The organism is Streptomyces yerevanensis (assembly GCF_000716805.1).
Taxonomy (GTDB): domain Bacteria; phylum Actinomycetota; class Actinomycetes; order Streptomycetales; family Streptomycetaceae; genus Streptomyces; species Streptomyces flaveus.
The window spans coordinates 397,431-416,566 of record NZ_JNWJ01000001.1 but is presented as its reverse complement, the minus strand read 5'-3'; the positions used below and the strand labels follow the sequence as shown (position 1 = coordinate 416,566).

Sequence of the window (19,136 nt, the reverse complement as noted above, 5' to 3'; positions counted from 1 at the left end):
GAAGAAGGGGTCAGTTCACCGGCGCGTACACCCGCTCGACCTTCTGCGTGCCGCTGCGTGTGCGGTACGAACGGGCCCAGGACGCTGTGGCGTTGGCGCTTGTGCGGTTGGAGAGGACGTAGTAGTCCATCTGCGTGCGCTCGGCGGTGAGGTCCAGTACGCCGTAGCCGTGCCGGTCGGTGTCGACCCAGTGGACATGCCTGTTGGCGGCGCGGATCACGGGGGCGGCCACGGCGGAGAGGGTGCCCTCGGGGACGTTGACGAGGTCGTCCAGGTTGTCGGAGGTGACCGATGTGACGACGAACTCGGTGGCGGCGGAGGGGGACAGGGGGTACGTACCGGCGTTGTACGGCACGTCGTTGGCCCAGGCCATGTGGATGTCGCCGGTGAGGAAGACGGTGTTGCGGATGGCGTTGCTGCGCAGATGCGCGAGCAGTTCGCGGCGGTCGTCGGTGTAGCCGTCCCACTGGTCGGTGATGAGGGCCAGTCCCTCCTTGGGCAGGCCGAGCAGCTCCGCGAGCGGTTTCAGGATCTCGGCGGAGAGCGATCCGATGGCGAACGGCGCGATCATCACCGAGTTGCCGACCAGCCGCCAGGTGGTGTCGGACGCCGTCAACCCCGCCTTCAGCCAGTCGAGTTGGGGCCGACCCGTGAGCGTACGGTTCGGATCGTCGACACCGCCGTTGCCGACCGACACCTGCTGCGAACGGAAGGACCGCAGGTCGAGCAGCGAGAGATCGGCCAACTTGCCGAAGCGCAGCCGACGATAGGTCGTGCCCTCGATCGCCGGGCGGACCGGCATCCACTCGAAGTAGGCCTGCTTGGCGGCCGTCTGGCGGGCCGGCCAGGTGCCCTCCGTGCCCTCGGTGTGGTTCTCGGCGCCGCCCGACCACGCGTCGTTGGCGAGCTCGTGGTCGTCCCAGATGGCGATGACGGGGGCGGCGGCGTGCAGAGCCTGTAGATCCGGGTCGGTCTTGTAACGGCCGTGCCGCGTGCGGTAGTCGGCGAGCGTGAGGATCTCGTGGGCGGGAGCGTGCGGGCGTACGACGGTGCCGCGCGTCCCGTACTCGCCCGTGCCGTACTCGTAGATGTAGTCGCCCAGATGCAGCCAGGCGTCCAGGTCGCCGCGTGCGGCCAGGTGCCGGTACGCCGAGAAGTGGCCGGCCTCCCAGTTGGCGCAGGACACCACGCCGAAGCGCAGGCCGGTCACGGCCGCGTCGGTGGCCGGGGCGGTGCGGGTGCGGGCGGCCGGGGAGTCGGTGCCCGCGCTGGAGAAGCGGAACCAGTAGTCCGTGGCGGGCTTCAAGCCGCGTATGTCCGCCTTCACGGTGTGGTCGGAGGCGGCGGACGCGGTGGCGGAGCCCTTGGCGACGACGTTCATGAACGCCTTGTCCAGGGCGACGGTCCAGCTCACCTCGACGTCCGGGCCGAGCCCGGAGCCGGGCACGGCCTCCGGCGTGGGCGTCACCCGGGTCCACAGCAGGATGCCGTCGGGCAGCGGGTCACCGGAGGCGACACCATGCAGGAACGCGGGGGCCTCGGCGGAGGCCCGGGCGGGTGTCGCGGCGGCGAGAGAGCCCGCGAGCACGGCGGTCGCCGCTGCCGCCTTGACGACCGTACGGCGGCGCGGGGCGGGCGAGTTGGGGGAATTGAGAGAGTTGGGAGGATTGGGGTTGGAGTGGGATCTGATGCGACTGGTCACAGGCGCTCAGATTACTGATCAGTACATGGCGAGAGCGGGCGAACTCGGAAAGTTCGCCCGCTCTTCGGCGCGGGTTCGCTCAGGCCCTTTGCCCGGGCCCCTGAGCGCTCTCTGGCCCGCTCAGGCCGCCAGCGCCTTGCTGATCGCTGCCTCGTAATCGGCGACGGTCATCGGCGCGTTCTTGCCGTCGGAGCCGGTGAGCGTCTTGCCGTCCATCTTCAGCGTCGGCGTGCCCTGAACACCGCTGTCGTCGAACTTCTCCGACATGAGCAGCGCCCACTTGTCGTAGGTGCCGTTCTCCACCGCCGTCTGGAACTTCTTGTTGTCCTTCAGTGCGTCGACGGTGTCGGCCACCTCGATCAGGTACGAGTCGTCCTTGAACTTGTCCTGGCTCTCCTCGGGGTGGTACTTCGCCGAGTAGAGCGCGGTCTTGTACTCCAGGAAGGCGTCCGTGCTGACGTTCAGGGCGGCGCCCATCGCGCTGAGCGCGTTCTTGGAGCCCTCGCCCTGGGTGGCGTCGTCGATGAACGTGGCGCCGATGAACTGGACCTTGTACTGCCCGTCCTCGATGCCCTTGTCGACCGTCGAGCCGACCGTCTGCTCGAACTGCGCACAGATCGGGCAGCGCGGGTCCTCGTACATCTCCAGGGTCTTCTTGGCGCTGGTCTTGCCGATGACGACGGTCGTGCCGTTCTCACCGGTGGTGTGGGCGGGCTTGACGAGCTTGTCGTCTTTCGCGGCCTCCCAGTAGCCGGGCTCGTTGCCTTGGACGACGGCGTAACTGATGCCGCCGGCTATCGCGAGGACACCGACGACGGAGCCGGCGACGACGATCTGCCGCTTGATCTTGGCGCGCTTGGCCTGGCGCTCGCGCTCGGCGCGCAGTCGCTCGCGGGCCGCCGTCTTCGCTGCCTGGCTGTTCCTCTTGCTCATGATCGTTTTCTCCGTGTGAAGGCATGGGGATGTGGACTGTTGGGCTCAGCCGTGGTTCACGCCGTTGAGGCGGGAACGAGCGAGCACGGCGGTCCACGCCGTCCCAGGGAGTGCACGAAGAAGTGGCTGCGGGGTGCGCTCGTACGGCGTACGGGGCGCGGCAGCCGGTGTACCGGCGCCGGCCGCACGGTCACCGTGGCGACGGCGACCAGCAGCGGCCGGAACGTGGAGGCGACGGCCGCGCACAGGAGTTGGGCCAGGGCCCGCTCGCCGCGCCGCAGCCAGGCGGCCGCGAGGAGGCCGACGCCGACGTGTGCGGCGAGCAGCACCCAGGCGGCGGCCGGATCGGCATGGGCGAGGAGAGCGGCGGCACCGTCGCCCTCCCGCGTCATCCGGGCCAGCGGAGTGCCGACCTCACCGGCGCACAGGAAGTCGAAGCCGACCGAACGCAGCGGTCCCGCCACCGGGCCGCCCGCCCTGCCGTAACAGGCGTGCTGGCCCGCTGTGAACAGCGTGTCGGCGGCCAGCTCCAGCGGGATCAGCAGGGCGGCGATCCTCCCGAAGCCGCGCTCGTGTCCTGCCAGCGCGTACGAGATGACGAAGACGGCGGCGGTGAGCGCGGCCACGGTGGCCAGCGGCAGCGGGGCCCGGGACAGCAGCACGTGCGACGCGACGGACAGTGTCACGACGACTGCCGTGAACAGTGCCGCGCGTACGGCTCTCAGCTGGGTCCCGGATATGTCCATAGCGGTGGAGAGTGTGTCACGTACTCCTGTAAGGGAGCGCTAAAAGCTCCCTGTGAGCGGGTGGGCGGTCACCGGCCTGCCGCAGGTCTACGGCAGGTCTACAGTCCCGGGATCCTTCCGTTGCGGAACAGGTCCACGAAGATCTGGTGGTCGGCACGCGCGCGTGCCCCGTACGCGTGGGCGAAGTCCACCAGGAGGTCCCCGAAGCCGGACTCGTCCGCCGCGATCGCCGCGTCGATGGCTCGCTCCGTGGAGAACGGCACCAGATCGGAGTGGCCGCTCTCGTCGTCCGCCGCCGCGTGCATGGTGGCCGTGGCCCGCCCCAGGTCGGCGACGACCGCCGCGATCTCCTCCGGGTCGTCGATGTCGCCCCAGTCCAGGTCCACCGCGTACGGCGAGACCTCCGCGACCAGCTGGCCCGCGCCGTCCAGCTCGGTCCAGCCGAGCCACGGGTCCGCGTGCGCCTGGAGGGCGCGCTGCGAGATCACCGTGCGGTGGCCCTCGTGCTGGAAGTACTCGCGGATCGCCGGGTCTGTGATGTGTCGGGAGACGGCCGGGGTCTGGGCCTGCTTGATGTAGATCACCACATCGTTCTCCAGGGCGTCGGTGGCGCCCTCCAGAAGGATGTTGTACGAGGGCAGACCGGCCGAGCCGATGCCGATGCCGCGGCGGCCCACGACGTCCTTCACGCGATACGAGTCCGGGCGGGCCAGAGAAGACTCCGGCAGCGTCTCCAGGTAGCCGTCGAAGGCCGCGAGCACCTTGTAGCGCGTGGCCGCGTCCAGCTCGATGGAGCCGCCGCCCGGCGCGAAACGGCGCTCGAAGTCGCGGATCTCCGTCATCGACTCAAGGAGACCGAAGCGGGTCAGCGAGCGGGCGTCGCGCAGCGCGTCCAGGAGCGGGCCCTGGGCGGTGTCCAGCGTGAAGGGAGGCACCTCGTCGCTCTTGGCGCCCGTCGCGAGCGCGTGGATCCGGTCGCGGTACGAGGCCGCGTAGATCCGCACCAGCTCGGTGATCTGCTCGTCGCTGAGCGCCTTCGCGTACCCGATCAGTGCCACGGAGGCCGCGAGGCGCTTGAGGTCCCAGGTGAAGGGGCCGACGTACGCCTCGTCGAAGTCGTTGACGTTGAAGATCAGGCGGCCCTGGGCGTCCATGTACGTGCCGAAGTTCTCGGCGTGCAGGTCGCCGTGGACCCAGACGCGGGACGTCCGCTCGTCCAGGTAGGGGCCGCCCCGCTTTTCTTCCTCCAGGTCGTGGTAGAAGAGGCACGCCGTGCCCCGGTAGAAGGCGAAGGCCGAGGCGGCCATCTTCCGGAACTTCACGCGGAACGCGGCCGGGTCGGCGGCGAGCAGCTCGCCGAAGGCGGTGTCGAAGACGGCGAGGATCTGTTCGCCGCGGTGCTCGGCGCTGAGCTGCGGATCCGACATCGCGGGGTGCCTCCAGGTGCAGGGTGATGCATGACAAGTGGGACAGAATCGTCCGTCCTCTTCCAACGGACGAAGGTACGCGGGAGTGCCCGTTTCCCGCATGTGAACGTACGCGGGGGCGCCCTCGAATTGTCAGTGCCGAGGCATAGACTTCGACGCTGACCCCAGACTGTCCGCAGCCTGTCGGATCCCCGTCGACCCGTGTTCTCCTTGGAGGCCGAAACCGTGTCAAAGCCGCCGTTCACGCACCTGCACGTCCACACCCAGTACTCGCTGCTGGACGGTGCCGCGCGGCTGAAGGACATGTTCGACGCGTGCAACGAGATGGGCATGACGCACATCGCGATGTCCGACCACGGCAACCTGCACGGGGCGTACGACTTCTTCCACTCCGCCAAGAAGGCCGGGGTGACGCCGATCATCGGGATCGAGGCGTACGTGGCGCCGGAGTCACGGCGCAACAAGCGGAAGATCCAGTGGGGCCAGCCGCACCAGAAGCGGGACGACGTGTCCGGCTCCGGTGGTTACACACACAAGACGATCTGGGCGGCGAACAAGACCGGCCTGCACAACCTGTTCAAGCTGTCCTCGGACGCGTATGCGGAGGGCTGGCTGCAGAAGTGGCCGCGGATGGACAAGGAGACGATCTCCCAGTGGTCGGAGGGGCTGATCGCCTCCACCGGGTGTCCGTCGGGAGAGTTGCAGACCCGGCTGCGGCTCGGCCAGTTCGACGAGGCGCTGAAGGCGGCCGCCGAGTACCAGGACATCTTCGGCAAGGAGCGGTACTTCCTGGAGCTGATGGACCACGGCATCGAGATCGAGCGCCGGGTGCGCGACGGGCTGCTGGAGATCGGCAAGAAGCTGGGTATTCCGCCGCTGGTGACCAACGACTCGCACTACACGTACGCGCACGAGTCGGCCGCGCATGACGCCCTGCTGTGCATCCAGACCGGCAAGAACGTCTCGGATCCGGACCGCTTCAAGTTCGACGGCACCGGCTACTACCTGAAGTCGACCGACGAGATGTATGCGATCGACTCCTCGGACGCCTGGCAGCAGGGGTGTGCGAACACGCTGCTGGTGGCCGAGCAGGTCGACACCGCCGGCATGTTCGAGGCGAAGAACCTGATGCCGAAGTTCGACATCCCGGAGGGCTTCACCGAGGTCACCTGGTTCCAGGAGGAGGTGCGCCGGGGCATGGAGCGCCGCTTCCCCGGCGGCATCCCTGAGGACCGGCAGAAGCAGGCCGAGTACGAGATGGACGTCATCATCCAGATGGGGTTCCCGGGGTACTTCCTCGTTGTCGCCGACTTCATCATGTGGGCCAAGGAGCAGGGCATCGCCGTCGGACCAGGCCGTGGCTCCGCGGCCGGTTCGATCGTGGCGTACGCCATGGGCATCACCGACCTGGACCCGATCCCGCACGGCCTGATCTTCGAGCGGTTCCTGAACCCCGAGCGTGTCTCCATGCCCGATGTCGACATCGACTTCGACGAGCGCAGGCGCGTGGAGGTGATCAGGTATGTGACGGAGAAGTACGGCGCCGACAAGGTCGCCATGATCGGCACGTACGGCAAGATCAAGGCGAAGAACGCCATCAAGGACTCCGCGCGCGTGCTGGGTTACCCGTACGCGATGGGCGACCGGCTCACCAAGGCGATGCCCGCCGATGTACTCGGCAAGGGCATCGACCTGAACGGCATCACCGATCCCTCGCACCCCCGCTACAGCGAGGCGGGCGAGATCCGGTCGATGTACGAGAACGAGCCGGACGTGAAGAAGGTCATCGACACCGCCAAGGGCGTGGAGGGCCTGGTCCGGCAGATGGGCGTGCACGCGGCCGGCGTGATCATGTCCAGCGAGCCCATCGTCGACCACGCCCCGGTCTGGGTGCGGCACACCGACGGCGTGACCATCACGCAGTGGGACTACCCGCAGTGCGAGTCGCTCGGCCTGCTGAAGATGGACTTCCTGGGCCTGCGCAACCTCACGATCATGGACGACGCCATCAAGATGGTGAAGGCCAACAAGGGCATCGACCTCGAGATGCTCTCCCTTTCGCTGGACGACCCCAAGACCTTCGAACTGCTCTGCCGCGGTGACACCCTCGGCGTCTTCCAGTTCGACGGCGGCCCGATGCGCTCGCTGCTCCGCCAGATGCAGCCCGACAACTTCGAGGACATCTCCGCCGTCTCGGCCCTCTACCGGCCGGGCCCGATGGGCATGAACTCGCACATCAACTACGCGGAGCGCAAGAACGGCCGCCAGGAGATCACACCGATCCACAAGGAGCTCGAAGAGCCCCTCGAGGAGGTCCTGGCGGTCACCTACGGCCTGATCGTCTACCAGGAGCAGGTGCAGAAGGCCGCCCAGATCATCGCCGGGTACTCGCTCGGCGAGGCCGACATCCTGCGCCGGGTGATGGGCAAGAAGAAGCCCGACGAGTTGGCGAAGAACTTTGTCCTCTTCCAGGCGGGCGCCCGGAAGAACGGCTACAGCGACGAGGCGATCCAGGCCCTGTGGGACGTGCTGGTCCCCTTCGCCGGCTACGCCTTCAACAAGGCCCACTCCGCCGCGTACGGGCTGGTGTCGTACTGGACGGCGTATCTCAAGGCGAACTACCCGGCCGAGTACATGGCCGCGCTGCTCACCTCGGTCAAGGACGACAAGGACAAGTCGGCCGTCTACCTCAACGAATGCCGGCGCATGGGCATCAAGGTGCTCCCGCCGAACGTCAACGAGTCGATGTCCAACTTCGCCGCCCAGGGCGACGACGTGATCCTCTTCGGCCTCTCGGCGGTCCGCAACGTCGGTACGAACGTCGTGGAGTCGATCATCCGCTCGCGCAAGGAGAAGGGAAAGTACGCCTCCTTCCCCGACTACCTCGACAAGGTCGAGGCGGTCGTCTGCAACAAGCGCACCACCGAATCGCTCATCAAGGCAGGCGCGTTCGACACCATGGGGCACACCCGCAAGGGGCTGACCGCCCAGTTCGAGCCGATGATCGACAACGTGGTGGCGGTCAAACGCAAGGAGGCCGAGGGCCAGTTCGACCTCTTCGGCGGCATGGGCGAGGAGGAGACCAGCGAACCCGGCTTCGGCCTGGACGTCAGCTTCACCGACGACGAGTGGGACAAGGCCTATCTGCTCGCCCAGGAGCGGGAGATGCTCGGCCTGTACGTCTCCGACCACCCGCTGTTCGGCCTGGAACACGTGCTGTCCGACAAGGCCGACGCCGGCATCGCCCAGCTCACCGGCGGCGACTTCGGCGACGGGGCGGTCGTCACCATCGGCGGCATCATCTCCGGCCTCCAGCGCAAGATGACCAAGCAGGGCAACGCCTGGGCCATCGCCACCGTCGAGGACCTGGCCGGCTCCCTGGAGTGCATGTTCTTCCCTGCCACCTATCAGCTGGTGTCCACCCAACTCGTCGAGGACGCCGTGGTGTTCGTCAAGGGACGCCTCGACAAGCGGGAGGACGTACCCCGCCTCGTCGCCATGGAACTCCAGGTCCCGGATCTGTCGAACGCGGGCACCAACGCCCCCGTCATCCTGACGATTCCGGCGCTGAAGGTCACCCCGCCCATGGTCAGCCGGCTCGGCGAGATCCTCAGCCATCACAAGGGCGACAGCGAGGTACGCATCAAGCTCCAGGGCCCGCGCAAGACGACGGTGCTGCGACTCGACCGGCACCGGGTGAAGCCGGACCCGGCGCTCTTCGGAGATTTGAAGGTACTGCTCGGCCCGTCCTGCCTGGCCGGCTGAACAGGCGCGTACTGAGCAGACGCGTACTGAATACCGCGTACGGAAAACGATGAGGGGCGCCCCGGTCCGGGTGCGCCCCTCTCGCCCTGTGCTACCCCGCGTCTCCGGCATGATCCGCCGGGCGGGCCCTAGTTGTGGCCGAACTTCTTCTGCCGCTTGCCGCCGGAGGTGAACCGGTCGGGGCCCGGTGCGGATTCGGTCTGCTCGGCGGCGGACGCCAACTCCTCGGCGCCACGCCGGGCTTGCTCCTGTGTGCCGCGCTGTTGCGGGCCGCCCTGCTTGCGGTTCTTGTTCTTGGCCATGGTGATCTGCCTCCTGTTGGGGTTACCTAGGGGCCAGGACCGGGATCAGATTCACATAGGCGCAGAAGCCGCGCATGTCGGAGAATTACCGTGCGTAATAAGGCACAGCGGAGAGTGAACTTCCGATACGCCACGCCGAAGATCGAGTTCCGGCCGTTAACCTCCGCGCAGTCGGGCAGACTCGAAGGAAGCCCGAAGCAAACCTCCCGGAAAGAGGGTGGATCGCGTGGACCGCTGCATCGTCCTGGTGGACGCCGGGTATCTGCTCGGGGCCGCCGCCAGTCTTCTGGCCGGGGAGCCTTCGAGGTCCCGGATCACCGTCGACCACGCCGCCCTGATCCAGGGGTTGCGCGAGCGCGCCGAGTCCGACACGGAACGGCCCCTGTTGCGCATCTACTGGTTCGACGGCGCCCCCGACCGCGTGCCGCAGCCCGAGCACCGCAGGCTGCGCGTGATGCCCAGGGTGACCGTACGTCTGGGTGCACTTACCCGTAGTGACGGGCGGTGGGCGCAGAAGGGTGTCGACGCCGCAATGCACGCCGAGCTCACCGAGCTGGCGCGCAACCGGGCCTGCTCCGACGTGGTCCTGGTGACCGGTGACGGGGATCTGCTGCCGGGCATGATGGCCGCCAAAGAGCACGGGGTCGCCGTACACCTGTGGGCCGTGCAGGCCGCTGACGGCGACTACAACCAGTCCGAGGACCTGGTCGCGGAGGCCGACGAGCGCCGCGTACTGGACCGGACGTGGATCACCAAGGCCGTACGGGCCAAGGAGTTCGGCGGGATCTGCGCGCCGCAGCCCGCGCCGCGGCCCGAGATCGCCGCGATCCTCTCCGCGCCGCTGCCCGAGTCCGCGATGCCCTCCAGGAGCGAGCGGGACGCGCGGGAGCAGGACCACTCGCAGCCGGCGCCGAGTGAGAACGGCACCCAGGAACGGGGGTCGGCCGCGAAGGGGGTGCCGACGCCGAAGGATCTGGCGGCGTTGCGCGCGCCCGGTGCGCAGGCCACCCAGCATGCCCCCGCCAACGCCACGCTGCGGTGGTCCTCCGACAAGGGGTGGGTCGACCGGCCCGGCGCCGCCGAGTCCGCGGACGCGGCCGCGTTGCCGACGCTCGCGCAGCTCACCACGGCCGAGCAGCGGTGGGCCGACCGCGAGGAGGACATCACGGCGGTGAGCGGGGATCCGTACGAGGTCGGGCAGGTGTTCGCCCGGCGCTGGATGGGACGGCTGTCCGATCCGGCGCATCTGCAGAAGCTGTCCACGATGTATCCGCGGGTGCCGCACCGGATCGACGGGGAGCTGTTGCGGTACGCGGCGCGGTTCGGGCTGCTCGCGCACAAGGACGACCAGATCGACGAGCATGATCGGTACGCGATCCGGGCCGGGTTCTGGCGGGAGATCGATGTACGGACGGCTGCGGAACACGCTCCCGCGGGGGAGTGAGCGCCTAGTAGCTCGGGGGGGTTTTGTTCGTAGGCGACTGCGGGTTCGTTGTGGCTGGTCGCGCAGTTCCCCGCGCCCCTTGCGGGGCGCGGAGCACGCGCCCGCCGGGGAGTGGAGCGGCAGGCCCCGCGGTGTCCCGGTTTCGACCCCGATGGTGCCCCGAGCGCGATGCGGCGCCCGCGACCCCGTAGTCTCGTCCCTCGTGAGTACGCGCACCGCACAGACAGCCCGGCACGGGCACGGTGGGGATGTCGTGTGCGCGGTGCGGGATCTGACCAAGACCTATCCGGCGGTGCGCGGACGGCGCGGGGCACCCGGGACACCCGAGGTGCGGGCCACCGACGGCGTACGGATCGACATCCGGCGCGGCGAGATCTTCGGGCTGCTCGGGCCCAACGGCGCCGGGAAGTCCACCCTCGTACGGCAGCTGACCGGCCTGATGCGTCCCGATCGAGGCAGTGTCGAGATCCTCGGGCACGACGTCGTGCGCCATCCCGAGCGGGCGGCGCGGATCCTCGCGTACCTCGGACAGGAGTCCACCGCGCTCGACGAGCTGACGGTGTCGCTCGCCGCGGAGACCACCGGGCGGCTGCGCGGGCTCGATGTGCGCAGCGCGCGGGCCGAGCGGGACACCGTCCTCGAGGAGCTGGGTCTCACTGCCCTCGCATCGCGGCCGCTGCGGAAACTGTCCGGCGGGCAGCGGCGGCTCGCCTGCTTCGCCGCCACACTCGTGGGTGAGCGGCCGCTGCTCGTACTCGACGAGCCGACCGCCGGCATGGACCCGATCGCCCGTCGCGCCGTCTGGGGCGCCGTCGACCGGCGCCGGGCCGACAACGGCACGACGGTTCTCCTGGTCACCCACAACGTCATCGAGGCCGAGACGGTTCTCGACCGTGTCGCCGTGATGGACCAGGGCCGTGTCATCGCCTGCGACACCCCCTCCGGGCTGAAGGAGCAGGTCGCGGGCGAGGTGCGCCTCGAACTCGTCTGGCGCGAGCGCGCGCCTCTCGACGTTCCCGAGGTCGCCGCGCTGCGCGACCGTGCCGTCGAGTCCGGCCGCCGCTGGGCGCTGCGCCTCGCCCCCGAGGAGGCCCGCGCGGCCGTCGCCGCCGTCACGGGCGGGGCCGCGTTCGCCGCCCTGGACGACTTCACGCTCGCCACACCGAGCCTCGAAGACGTGTATCTGGCGCTGGGCGGGAGCGCCGGCAATGTACGGGGGTTGGTCAAGGCGTGAGTGTTCGGGCCGCTCTGGCCGTACGGAACAGGACGACAGCTGAAGCGAACAGGAGCCGCTCGACGTGAGTGTCGTACCCGCCGAGGTCCTGCCGGGCCGCGCCCTCCCCGTCGAGGACGCCGTCGCGCAACAAGCCGCCGAGCTCGGGCCGCGTGCCCGGCTGTGGCCCGCGCTGTGCGCCGTGTACCGGGCTCAGCTGTCCCGGGCGCGGGTCGCGCGGATTCCGCTGCTGTTCGTGGCCACCTTCCAGTCGATCGGGATCATGGTCCTGATGCGCGGGGTGGTGGACGGCGGGGGCGAGGCGCGGGCCGTGGTGGCGGGCTCGTCGGTGCTCGTCGTCGCGTTCGTCGCGCTGAATCTGCTCGCTCAGTACTTCGGGCAGCTGCGTGCGAGCGGTGGGCTCGATCATTACGCGACGTTGCCGGTGCCGCCGGCGGCGGTGGTGCTGGGTGCGGCGGGTGCGTACGCCTCCTTCACCGTGCCGGGGACCGTGGTCACCGCCGTCTTCGGGTGTGTGCTGTTCGGCCTGCCGATGGCGAATCTGTGGATCCTCGCCGCCGTGATCCCGCTCGCCGGTGCGGCGCTCGCCGGGCTCGGAGCCGCGCTCGGGCTGCTGGCGCCGCGGCCCGAACTCGCCACGCTGCTCGGGCAGTTGGGGATGTCGGCGGCGCTGCTGCTCGGGGTGCTGCCGGCGGACCGGCTGCCTGCCGTCGTCCAGTACGCGCGGGATCTGCTGCCGTCCACGTACGGTGTCGAGGCCTTCGGGTTGACCTTCGGGGCGAATCCCGACTGGGGGATCGTCGTGCTCGACCTCGCCGTGTGCGCGGGGGTCGGGGTCGTCTCGCTGGCTGTCGCGACCTGGGCCTATCGTCGGGCCGCCGTCCGATGACGCGGCCCACAGCCGAGCCTGGCACGATGTCAGGGTGACCGCACCGCTTACTCCGCCCCAGCCGCCGCATCGCCCTTCTCCGGATCAGCAGTCTCCGGATCAGCAGTCTCCGGATCAGCAGTCTCCGCACCCTGCCTGGCAGGCGCCGCCGCCCGCCGCCGCTGCTGGTGCGGGCGGATCCGTCGGTTATCAGGAGGACGGCCTCGGGATGAAGACCGAAGTGCGGGAGGCCGCTGTCATCGCGTTCGCGATGGCGGTCGGCGGGGCGTTGCTCGGGGTGCTGTGGTGGTGGCTCGCTCCTGAGGTGCCGTTGGTCTCGGACGCGTCCGCGGTCTATCTCAAGGACACGGAGGGGGAGCAGGCCATCGCGGTGGACGGGACGTTCACTCTGCTCGCGCTCGGGTTCGGGCTGGTGAGTGCGCTGGTCGTGTTCGCGCTGCGGCGACGCGGGGGGATCGGGGTCGTTGTCGCGCTCACGGTCGGGGGTGTGCTCGGTTCGTTGCTTGCCTGGCGGCTCGGGGTCTGGCTCGGGCCTACGCAGGATGTGGCGGCGCATGCTCGGGAGGTGGGCCGGGGGGTCACGTTCGCGGCGCCGCTGGAGCTTGAGGCGAAGGGGGCGTTGCTGGCCTGGTCCGTGGCGGCGCTGGTGGTTCACCTGGGGCTGACGGCGTTGTTCGGGCCGCGGGACCCTGAACCGGATCCGTATCAGCAGAGCCCTTACGGGGCGCCTCCGGCGTAGGGGCGGGGTTCTTGCGGGGGCTGGGCGCCACGGGTTTTCGCCCCCGCCGCCCCTACCCGTCCCATACCAAGGGGCTCCGCCCCTGGACCCCGCTGGGGGCTGCGCCCCCAGACCCCGCGTCGGCCTGAACGGCCTCGTCCTCAAGCACCGGACGGGCTGGTTGTGGCTGGGCTTGGCTGAATAGTGCAGGTGGGTGTGGGTGTGCAGGCGGGCGGTTGGTGCCGCCTCAGCGGCACCAACCGCCCTTATCCCTACGCGGGCCTATGCCCATGATTCGAGCGGCCCTTCTTCATGCGCCACTTACGTTTGCGTGTTTTCTTCGACATGTTCTCGGTTTAGCCGAAAGTGCGGCATTCGTCGAGAGGTCACGTGCGGGCCACCGGCGCCGAGGTCGCTTCCGTGAGCTCGGCCAGGTCCCTCGGGGAGAGTTCGACTTCCAGGCCGCGGCGGCCTGCCGATACGCAGATCGTGGGGTGGACCGAGGCCGAGGAGTCGAGGATCGTGCGGAGTTTCTTGCGTTGGCCGAGGGGGGAGATGCCGCCGCGGACGTAGCCCGTCGTGCGCTCTGCCGCCGCCGGGTCGGCCATCGTGGCGCGTTTGCCGCCCACCGCCGCCGCCAGCGCCTTCAGGTCCAGTGAGCCCGCGACCGGGACCACGGCGACCGTCAGGGCTCCGTCGACGTCCGCCACCAGGGTCTTGAAGACCCGCTCGGGGGACACGCCCATCGCCTCGGCCGCCTCCTCGCCGTATGAGGGGTGGGAGGGGTCGTGCTCGTACGCGTGCACCGTGAACTCGACCCCGGCAGCGGTGAGCGCCACCGTGGCGGGGGTTCCCCCGGGTTGCTGCTTCTTCGACTTCTTCGCCAACGGAACCAAGCCTTACGTCAGTTGAGACTCGTCGGCCCGCGAGTCAGCTCCGTCGCGGGCAGTGACGGCAGATTACGGATGATCGCCGTCTCCGCGCGCAGCAATTTCAGCTCCTCGCGCAGGCGTGACGCCGTGTCCGGGGCCTGCAGCAGGCGCTGTTTCGCCGGTACGTCGAGCATCGCCGCCGCCGCGACCAGGTAGGAGACGACGGACGGCTCGTCCGGCAGCTCGCCCCCGGTCGACAGGGACCGTTCGCGAGCCCCGGCCAGCCGCTTCTGGTACTGACGGAAGGCCCGCAGTACCCCCTCGGCCAGCGCCCCCGCCTCCTCGCCCGGGTCCTCCTCCAGCTCTTCCAGCTCGGCCGTCAGGAATGCGCCGGACGCGTCCACCGAGAGCAGCCGTACGCGCCTCGTCCCGGTGGCCAGCACCTCGAAGCTGCCGTCGGCCCGCTCCCGGATGGTCGCCGCGTCCGCGATGCAGCCCACCTTGTGGAAGGCCCCGGCGGGATCGTCGCCGAAACCGGCCGCGGGCCCGCGCTCCGGTACGGCCGTCTGGTCCGGCAGCCCTTGAGCGCTGGGCGCGACCTCGTGGCCGTCGCGGATGGCGACGACGGCGAACCGGCGCGGTTCGTCCTCGGGAGTCTTCAGCAACTCACGCATCATGGCGCGATAGCGCTCCTCGAAAATGTTCAGGGGCAGCACGAGGCCCGGGAACAGCACCGTGTTCAGGGGGAAGAGGGGAAGCCGGACGGTGGTCACGACGCAAAAGCCTAATGGTCTCCGGGATGGGCAGGTTCGCCGTGGTCACTCAGCGGACGCGCGGGCGCCGCGCTCCGTAGCTTGAACGGCGTGCGCGCGGCCACTTCCAGCCGTACACCGTCCCGGAGTTCGAGGAACTGCCCGAGCGGGTCGTCCGAGATCCGGTCCCAGGGGAACGAGGTGGCGTACGGCCCGATCCGGCGCAGCTGCGCCAGCGCGTCCTCCCAGCGTTCGAGCCGGACCAGCACGTAGGTGAGCAGGTTGCGGACCTGGGCGGGCCACGGGTCGGCGGGCGCGTACTCCTGCGACAGGGCGATCGCGAGATCGGCCGCCGCGTCCAGGCGGTCGCGCGGCACCGTGGATCTGCCGCCCTCCTCGGTCAGATACGCGAAGGCCGCGCGCACGGGCAGTGCTTGGACGAGGGAGCCCGGCAGCGCGTCCTGCGCGGCCCGCTCGGCGAAGTCGAAGCACTCGCGGTGCGAGCCGTACCACGCGGCAGACAGGTACTGGAGGGCGGAAACGTGGCAGCCGTAGTGGTGCGGGGAGCGGCGTACGGCCTGAGCCCACAGCTCCTCGAACTCGGTGTGCGACGCGTTCGTGCCCCGGGCGTGGTCCAGCGCGATCCGCCACGGCACCGGATCGCGCGGGTCGCCCTCGGCGGCCGTGGCGATCAACGGCGCGACCTGGCGCAGCAGTTCGGCGCGGGCCGGTGACTCCCAGCCCCGGCACATCGCCAGCTCGGCCTTGATCAGTAGCGCGTCGGGGTCGTGCGGGGCCGCGTACCGCCAGAGCGCGAACCACTCGGGCCGGGAGCGGGCGAAGGCGGCGAGGCGCGTCGCGTACCGGTCGCGGTTCTCCCACTCGGCGGCCTCGCGCGTGGTGGCGAGCAGTTTGGCCGCGGGCTCGTACTCGCCCTGGCCCGCGGCGACCAGCGCCGGCGCGAGCCGCTCGTCCGCGGCGTCGAGCAGGACCTCGTCGTCGCCGGGCAGACCGGCGGCGAGCCGGGAGGTGTTCCGTGCCATCCGGGCGGTACGGACGAACGCGCGCAGTAAGGCCATGGAAGTGCTCCCCTCTGCGACTGTCTTTTGCGCCTAAACCGGCGCCGCTCTCGCGGACCCAATGCTCGCCGTCGTGGTTGCTCAATTGATGGTTCGGTGAGAAGACGGCCGAACTGCGGCCAGGGTTGTGCGTGTTCAGATTACGGTTCAGCCCCGGCGCAGGAGCCGTGTCGCGCCTGCCGCCACCGCCGTCGCCAGGATCCAGCCGAGCAGGATCACCGCCGCGGCCAGCCACTGCCAGCTGCCGTGCAGCTGCCAGTAGCCCACCTGGCCGAGGTCGATGACGGGCAGGAGCAGGTCCAGGGCGAAGAGGGAGGGGTTCCACGGCGGATGCTCGCCCGTCTTGATCGGCGGGTGGTCGGCATGGCGGAAGGCGAGGGAGGTCGCCGCCCACAGCACCGCCATCCATACGGCGGCCCGTCCCGGCCGGTACCCGTAGGCGACCGTCCAGTCCTGTACGTACCCCCAGAGTCTGGCCGCGGGCGGCAGGAACTCGCGGCGGTGGCGCTGCTTGGCGAGCAGCACTTCGCGCGCGTCCTCGTCCTCGCCGCCGTCGCGCAGCACGGCCGCCAGGCGCTCGTACGGCTCCGGGCTGTACTCGGGGGTCGCCGCGGCCACCCACTCCAGGCGCCGGGCCAGCGGGAACGGGCCGCGCGGCACGAGGCTCTCGTACTGGAAGCCGCCCATCTGCAGCTGGCCCGCGCCCGGCCAACTGCTCGCCGCATCCATGAGGTTGACGACCCGGGCGCCGGACAGCACGATCCGCCCGCGTCGCGGCCGCTCCCCGAGGAAGCGCAGCTCGGGAACCTGCACGCGGCGCAGCGATATCTCCTGGTCGTCCCTGAGGACGAAGCGGGCCTGCTCGAAGTCCACCGCGTCCCCGAACCGCCCGTCGTCCAGGCGGATTCCGCCCTCGCACGCGAACCGCTGCACCCGCGTCCCACGCGCCGGAGTTCTGCCGCTGGTCTGCTGCGGATTGCCGACGCCCGCGGGCGTCATATAGAGCGTGCGCTCGACGGTCAGCTGAGGGGCGTTCAGCGCCAGCCGGTCGTGCGGGTTCTTCAGCCGGCTGCCGCGCAGACTGAGCGAGACGCCCACCGTGGCGCCGCGCAGGCTCAACTCGCCGTCGGACTCCAGCATTTCGGCCTGCAGGTCCTGGCCGACGGTCATCCCGTCGCCGGTGATCGAGCGGCCGTGCCGGTCCCGGTGGACCACGGCCTGGTTGAGCAGCAGATCCGTGCCGATGTGCGCGTCGGTGAGGCGTACGCCGTTGTGGAAGCGGCAGCGCGGCAGATGCAGATCGCCCTCGGTGTGCAGCCGGGCCGCCTCCAACCGTGGCACCGAGCAGCCGACCAGGCGCACGGTCGTGAACCGGGCCTCCGGCAGCAGGAGTTCCTTCTCGAAACGGCAGCCCTTCATCTCGACATACGGGACGATCGTGCCGCCCGCGAGATCGAGTACGCCGGTGATCCGGATGCCGGTCAGCTTCAGGGACGAGACGCGGCCGTCCAGCGCGGGCGGTCCGTTCAGCAGCAGCATGGCCACGACGCGCGCCCTCACACTCCGCTCCGGGCCCCATGGACGGCCGCCGTGCGGATCGTCCGCGGTGGTGTCCCCGGTGCGCAGGTCGTACATGCTGCCGTTGCGGAACGCCTGCCACATTCCCGTCTCGGCGGCGGTCAGATCGTCCGGCGGATCCGCGTCCCGGATCCCGTGCCGGATGGCGGCACCCTCGGCCACGGCTCTTCCTTCCTCCCCTGGCTACTCGCGGGTTTCGTACAGTCGTTCAGGTGATGCCCGCTGAGTGACGGCTTGAACACTCATGGTGAATGCGATCCGTCGGGGTGGGTTCGGGGAGGGTGTCGTATCAGCGATTGATACAGCCGTCCGGCGCTCGATCGCCGTCTGAGAGAATTGGCCACGTGATCTCTCGAATCGATCTGCGCGGCGATGCCCTCCCCGAGGGCCCCGCCCTGCGCGACCTGCTGCCCCGAGCCGACTTCGACGTCTCGGCCGCCCTGGAGAAGGTGCGTCCGATCTGCGAGGCCGTGCATCATCGGGGCGACGCGGCGCTGATCGACTACGCGGAGAAGTTCGACGGCGTACGGCTGGACCAGGTGCGCGTACCCACCGCGGCGATCGAGCGGGCCCTCGCGGAGCTCGACCCCGCCGTCCGCGCGGCCCTGGAGGAGTCCATCCGCCGCGCCCGCATCGTCCACCGCGAGCAGCGCCGCACGACGCACACCACCCAGGTTGTGCCCGGCGGTTCGGTGACCGAGAAGTGGGTGCCGGTCGATCGGGTCGGTCTGTACGCGCCCGGCGGCCGGTCCGTCTACCCCTCCTCCGTGATCATGAACGTGGTGCCCGCGCAGGAGGCCGGCGTCCAGTCGATCGCCCTCGCCTCTCCGGCGCAGGCCCCCGCTTTTGAAAATGACCCAGCCGGCGGCCTGCCGCACCCCACGATCCTCGCCGCGTGCGCACTGCTCGGGATCGACGAGGTGTACGCGGCCGGCGGTGCGACCGCCGTCGCGATGTTCGCGTACGGCACCGAGTCCTGCCCGCCCGCCAACATGGTCACCGGCCCCGGCAACATCTGGGTCGCCGCCGCCAAGCGCTACTTCACCGGCAAGATCGGCATCGACTCCGAGGCCGGCCCGACCGAGATCGCGGTCCTCGCCGACGAGACCGCCGACCCGGTGCACGTCGCCGCCGACCTGATCAGCCAGGCCGAGCACGACCCGCTCGCGGCGGCCGTCCTCGTCACGGACTCCGTGGCGCTGGCCGACGCGGTCGAGAAGGAGCTTCAGCCGCAGGTCGCGGCCACCAAGCACATCGAGGACCGGATCACCCCGGCGCTCGCGGGCCGGCAGTCCGCGATCGTGCTGGTCTCCGGTGTGGACGAAGGCCTGCGGGTCGTGAACGCGTACGGCGCGGAGCACCTGGAGATCCAGACGGCCGACGCCGGCTCGGTGGCCGACCGCGTGACGAACGCGGGCGCGATCTTCATCGGCCCCTGGGCGCCCGTCTCGCTGGGCGACTACGCGGCGGGCTCCAACCACGTCCTGCCGACCGGCGGTTGCGCCTGCCACTCCTCGGGGCTCAGCGTCCAGTCCTTCCTGCGTGGCATCCACATCGTCGACTACACGCGCGAGGCCCTCGCCGAGGTGGCGCACCACGTGGTGACGCTCGCCGAGGCCGAGGACCTGCCTGCGCACGGTGCGGCCATCAAGGCACGCTTCGAGTGGAAGGTGCCCGGCAAGTGAGTTCCTTTGG

Annotated in this window: 15 protein-coding genes; 6 read left to right on the top strand and 9 right to left on the bottom strand. The window is 69.9% G+C overall.

Annotated elements, in window-relative coordinates:
• Positions 1-10 precede the first annotated feature (10 nt).
• The 4 genes from OP79_RS01855 to OP79_RS01840 form a co-directional block, all read right to left on the bottom strand.
• A complete protein-coding gene (locus OP79_RS01855; protein WP_033318062.1) occupies positions 11-1,702 on the bottom strand; it encodes an alkaline phosphatase D family protein in 1,692 nt (563 codons plus the stop codon).
• 120 nt (positions 1,703-1,822) lie between these two features.
• Positions 1,823-2,635: a thioredoxin domain-containing protein gene (locus tag OP79_RS01850; RefSeq protein WP_033318061.1), complete on the bottom strand. Its 813-nt coding sequence runs from the start codon at positions 2,633-2,635 to the stop codon at positions 1,823-1,825.
• 56 nt (positions 2,636-2,691) lie between these two features.
• Positions 2,692-3,381 (bottom strand): hypothetical protein, encoded by a 690-nt coding sequence (locus OP79_RS01845; protein WP_033318060.1) that lies wholly within the window; start codon positions 3,379-3,381, stop codon positions 2,692-2,694.
• 98 nt (positions 3,382-3,479) lie between these two features.
• Complete coding sequence (locus tag OP79_RS01840) at positions 3,480-4,808, bottom strand: DUF2252 domain-containing protein (protein WP_033318059.1); 1,329 nt, start codon at positions 4,806-4,808, stop codon at positions 3,480-3,482.
• 225 nt (positions 4,809-5,033) lie between these two features.
• Here OP79_RS01840 and dnaE point away from each other — a divergent pair, with 225 nt between their 5' ends.
• Complete coding sequence (gene dnaE, locus OP79_RS01835; RefSeq protein ID WP_033318148.1) at positions 5,034-8,573, top strand: DNA polymerase III subunit alpha; 3,540 nt, start codon at positions 5,034-5,036, stop codon at positions 8,571-8,573.
• Positions 8,574-8,701: 128 nt separating this feature from the next.
• Here dnaE and OP79_RS55150 read toward each other — a convergent pair whose 3' ends face one another.
• Positions 8,702-8,875, bottom strand: a complete 174-nt coding sequence (locus tag OP79_RS55150) for a hypothetical protein (RefSeq protein ID WP_157857262.1) — start codon at positions 8,873-8,875, stop codon at positions 8,702-8,704.
• Positions 8,876-9,101: 226 nt separating this feature from the next.
• Between OP79_RS55150 and OP79_RS01830 the strand changes: the two genes are divergently transcribed.
• The 4 genes from OP79_RS01830 (at position 9,102) to OP79_RS01815 (ending at position 13,181) form a co-directional block, all read left to right on the top strand.
• A complete protein-coding gene (locus tag OP79_RS01830) occupies positions 9,102-10,319 on the top strand; it encodes an NYN domain-containing protein (protein WP_033318147.1) in 1,218 nt (405 codons plus the stop codon).
• A gap of 202 nt (positions 10,320-10,521) precedes the next feature.
• On the top strand, positions 10,522-11,553 hold the full coding sequence (locus OP79_RS01825) for an ABC transporter ATP-binding protein (RefSeq protein ID WP_211270713.1): 1,032 nt from the start codon (positions 10,522-10,524) through the stop codon (positions 11,551-11,553).
• Positions 11,554-11,617: 64 nt separating this feature from the next.
• The gene (locus OP79_RS01820) at positions 11,618-12,442 is read left to right on the top strand and encodes an ABC transporter permease (RefSeq protein ID WP_033318057.1); all 825 of its coding nucleotides are present in this window, start codon (positions 11,618-11,620) and stop codon (positions 12,440-12,442) included.
• 34 nt (positions 12,443-12,476) lie between these two features.
• Positions 12,477-13,181: an AAA family ATPase gene (locus OP79_RS01815; RefSeq protein ID WP_078491553.1), complete on the top strand. Its 705-nt coding sequence runs from the start codon at positions 12,477-12,479 to the stop codon at positions 13,179-13,181.
• 365 nt (positions 13,182-13,546) lie between these two features.
• On the opposite strand, the gene ybaK is transcribed toward OP79_RS01815, so the two are convergent.
• The 4 genes from ybaK to OP79_RS01795 form a co-directional block, all read right to left on the bottom strand.
• Entirely contained in the window at positions 13,547-14,047 is a 501-nt protein-coding gene (ybaK, locus tag OP79_RS01810) for a Cys-tRNA(Pro) deacylase (protein WP_033318055.1), read from the bottom strand.
• A gap of 17 nt (positions 14,048-14,064) precedes the next feature.
• Entirely contained in the window at positions 14,065-14,805 is a 741-nt protein-coding gene (locus OP79_RS01805; protein ID WP_033318054.1) for an LON peptidase substrate-binding domain-containing protein, read from the bottom strand.
• An 11-nt stretch (positions 14,806-14,816) separates the two neighbouring features.
• On the bottom strand, positions 14,817-15,863 hold the full coding sequence (locus tag OP79_RS01800; protein WP_033318053.1) for a hypothetical protein: 1,047 nt from the start codon (positions 15,861-15,863) through the stop codon (positions 14,817-14,819).
• A 147-nt stretch (positions 15,864-16,010) separates the two neighbouring features.
• Positions 16,011-17,603: a hypothetical protein gene (locus tag OP79_RS01795; protein ID WP_033318052.1), complete on the bottom strand. Its 1,593-nt coding sequence runs from the start codon at positions 17,601-17,603 to the stop codon at positions 16,011-16,013.
• Between the two features lie 182 nt (positions 17,604-17,785).
• Here OP79_RS01795 and hisD point away from each other — a divergent pair, with 182 nt between their 5' ends.
• Positions 17,786-19,126, top strand: coding sequence for a histidinol dehydrogenase (gene hisD / locus OP79_RS01790; RefSeq protein ID WP_033318051.1), 1,341 nt, complete (start codon positions 17,786-17,788; stop codon positions 19,124-19,126).
• The last annotated feature ends 10 nt before the right edge of the window (positions 19,127-19,136 follow it).

Excerpts from the sequence above, each read along its gene's own strand:
- OP79_RS01800 (WP_033318053.1), bottom strand. The coding sequence starts at position 15,863 with ATGGCCTTACTGCGCGCGTTCGTCCGTACCGCCCGGATGGCACGGAAC.
- OP79_RS01845 (WP_033318060.1), bottom strand. The coding sequence starts at position 3,381 with ATGGACATATCCGGGACCCAGCTGAGAGCCGTACGCGCGGCACTGTTC.
- OP79_RS55150 (WP_157857262.1), bottom strand. The coding sequence starts at position 8,875 with ATGGCCAAGAACAAGAACCGCAAGCAGGGCGGCCCGCAACAGCGCGGC.
- OP79_RS01840 (WP_033318059.1), bottom strand. The coding sequence starts at position 4,808 with ATGTCGGATCCGCAGCTCAGCGCCGAGCACCGCGGCGAACAGATCCTC.
- OP79_RS01850 (WP_033318061.1), bottom strand. The coding sequence starts at position 2,635 with ATGAGCAAGAGGAACAGCCAGGCAGCGAAGACGGCGGCCCGCGAGCGA.